The organism is Kitasatospora sp. NPDC059599 (assembly GCF_042735125.1).
Lineage (GTDB): Bacteria > Actinomycetota > Actinomycetes > Streptomycetales > Streptomycetaceae > Kitasatospora.
In genome coordinates, this window is the sequence record NZ_JBHWCL010000289.1 from 1 (window position 1) to 3,017 (window position 3,017).

Below are 3,017 nucleotides of genomic sequence, written 5' to 3' on the forward strand. Positions count from 1 at the left end.
CCTGGCGGAAGGGGCCCCGGTCAGCCGGTGTGCCGGCCGCGGCGGCGCTCGCGGGCCAGGCCGACCGCGAGACCGCCCGCGATCAGCGTGCCGCCGGCGATGGTCAGCGCGGTGGACAGGTCGCCGGAGCCGGTGGCGGCCAGGCTGCTGCCGGGCGGCTCGGCGGAGGTGGCGGTGGCGGCCGCCGCGGCGGTGCTGCGGGTGGCGGAGGGCGTGCCGGTGCCCGCCGCGGTGGTCGTCGGTGCGGCGGTCGGCTTGGCGGTCGGGCTGCCGGTCGCCTTGGCGGTCGGGCTGCCGGTCGGGCTCGCCGCCGGGGTGGTGGCCGGAGCCGTCGACGGGGCCGGCTTGGGTGCGGCGCCGCCGCGCTCGGCGAGCTGCTGGGCGTACAGGCTCTCGGGCTGCACCGGGGTGCCGGTGGAGACCTGGACGCCGGTCTGCTTGCCCTCCACCGGGGTGCCGCGGGTGCCGAAGGCCCAGTTGTGCGCGGTGGGCGGGTTCTCCACGCCGTAGTAGCCGACGTTGGCGTTCCACATCACCTGGTTCGCCCCGGCCCAGCCCTGGCCGGAGCCCGCGTTCGCGCGGTTGGTCAGCGCGAGGTCGTCGTTGGGGCCGCGGGAGTGCAGCATCGTGATGTCGTCGTACAGCGTGCCGGTCGCCCAGCGCTGGTGCGGGCCGGCGTCCAGGCGGAAGCCACCGACGTTGTCCGAGGTGCAGTGCGAGAACACGTTCGGCCCGGCCACCCGGGCCCCGGTCAGCCAGGCGTGCAGGTTGCTGCCGGACACCTTGCAGTCGATCACCAGGCTCTGCTGGCCGTCGATGCTGTAGGCGCCGGGCTGGGCGAACGGGGCGCGCTGCGGGATGGCCTTCTCCATGCCGGTCGCCGAGGTGTCGGCGACGGTGACCCGGGAGGCGGTGCTGCCGATCGAGCCGACGCCGGCGCCGAAGCGGTCCGCGGCGATGTCGCGCGCCCAGGCGTCCTGGACGGCGGCGAAGTGCGCGAAACGGCTGGCGAAGTACCCGTGCTCGTCGTACCCCGGGGCGCCGACGAAGGCGGAGCCGTCGGCGCTGAAGCCCTCCACGCCGACCTCGCTGATCCGGCCGGGGTAGTCGTACGCCCACACCTTGGCGTGGGTGTACTCCTTCTCCAGGGCGTTGGTCAGCGGGATGTCCAGAGTGATCCTGTTGCCGTCGATCGCGGTGACGGTGCGCTGGAACTGGAGGCCGTCGTTGGCGGTCCACGGCTTCGACGGGGTGCCGTCAGGACGGGGCGGGATGTGGTCCATGCCGACGGCCTTGATCCAGGCGTCCTCCTGGGGCCGCTGGACGACGATGTTCTGACCGACCTTGAGCCCGGCGGCCGAGTCCAGGGTCAGCGTGGTCGCCCCCACCGGGACGTACGCGTCGGTGACGGCGTGCTCGGCGCCGCTCTTCTGCGGCGTGCCCTCGCCGGACAGTTCCACCAGCGGGCGCGGCTCGCCCGAAGCCACCAGCTTGGTGCCGTTCGCGCCGCTGCCCGCACCGCGCAGCACCACCCCGGAGGCCTTGATCCGCAGCGGCTTGCCCACCCGGTACGTGCCGGCGTTCAGCAGGACGGCCCCGCGCAGCCCGTCCGACCCCTGCGGCAGGGCGGCCACCTTGTCCAGGGCCTGCTGGATGCGGTCGCTGTCGTCGCCGTTCGCGGCCGGCTCCAAGGCGACGGCGACCTTGGCGGTCGGCAGCGGTCGGCTGCCGTTGCGGTAGCCGGCGTAGCTGAAGTCGGGGATCCGGTTGCCCTGCCCGTCCTTTCCGTACACCAGCCGTCCGTTGGCGAACTTCAGCCAGTCCGTCGAGTCGGGTGCGGCGTTGCCCGGGTTCGGCTGCGGGCCGGCCGCGAGGGCAGCCGGAGCCGCCCAGGCGGCGCCGAGTCCGGCCAGCGCGGACACGGCGACGGCGGCTCGCAGGGTGGTGCGCCGACCGGCGCGGTGATGGGACATGGACCCTCCTCGGTCGAGACCTGAAAAAGCTCGACAGCGTGAACGCGCCCTTCCGGTCCGGCGGTTCACCGTCGACGGTGGAGCGGGACGTGGCGAGCGGTGTCCGCCGCCGGAGGATTCGGCTCCGGCGGTGAACCCTGCCCCCTGTCCGTCCGTGCTGTGTGCGGGTGGATTCGGCGGCAGGTCGTCGAGCGCCCCGTGGAAGCGGAAACCTCAATCGGACCCAGGGAGCTGTGGTGGGCACGGGCCAGAACGTGAGCGGCGGCGAATCGACCGGGTACCAGCTGCCGGCGGTCGCCTGGATGATGGAGGACGGCGACGTGGTCGGCCCGGCGGAGCCCGCGGTCGACCCCGAGCCGGGCCCGGCGGCGCCCGTGCGGCGTACCCGGTTCCCGTCCGCTCCGGTCGGCGCGGTGGCGGGGCCCGTTGCCGCGGGGCCGGCGGCTTCCGTACCCGCCGTTCCCGGGCCCGTCGTTCCAGGACCTGTGGTTCCCGGGCCTGTGGTTCCCGGGCCGGTCGTTCCGGGGCCGGTCGCGTCCGCGCCCGCTGCTTCCCGGTCCGCCACGGCCGGTGGGACGGCCGGGTTCGGTCCGACCGGGTTCGGTCCGGCGCCCGCCACCGGGCGCAGCAGGGAGGCTGCTGCCACCGCGCAGCCGAGCACCGTACGGCCCGCTGCCGCCCAGCCCGCTGCCGGGCCGGCGTCCGGGCCCGGCACCCCGGTGGCGCTGCCCGCCCCCGCGCCCGAGACCGCCTCCGAGGCCGTCCGGGCCACCGCCTTCGGTGCCGCCCGGCGGAACGCGCTGCGACGGGCCTTCGTGCAGGCTCCGGCCCGCGCGGCGCGGACTCTCGCCTCGGTCGCCCCGTTCGGTGCCGCCGCCTCCTGCGGTCCCGAGGCCGCCGCCCCGCTCGCTCCCGGCACCGATGCCCTCGCGCCGGCCGCCGACGAGCGGGGCGGCCGGCTGCGCGGGCTGCCCCGCCCGGCGGTCGCGGCCGCCGCCGTGGGAGTGGTGCTGATGGGCCTTCCGCTGGTCATGGGCCGGGGAG

At 76.0% G+C, this 3,017-nt stretch carries 1 protein-coding gene and 1 pseudogene; one reads left to right on the top strand and one right to left on the bottom strand.

Features of this window, described 5'->3' with window-relative positions; translation table 11 throughout:
* Positions 1 to 20 precede the first annotated feature (20 nt).
* Positions 21 to 1,973, bottom strand: a complete 1,953-nt coding sequence (locus ACFV04_RS43575; protein ID WP_380335954.1) for a hypothetical protein — start codon at positions 1,971 to 1,973, stop codon at positions 21 to 23.
* A gap of 719 nt (positions 1,974 to 2,692) precedes the next feature.
* On the opposite strand from ACFV04_RS43575, the pseudogene ACFV04_RS43580 reads away from it, so the two are divergent.
* Positions 2,693 to 3,017 (top strand): annotated as a pseudogene (locus tag ACFV04_RS43580) (hypothetical protein); the annotation flags it as partial.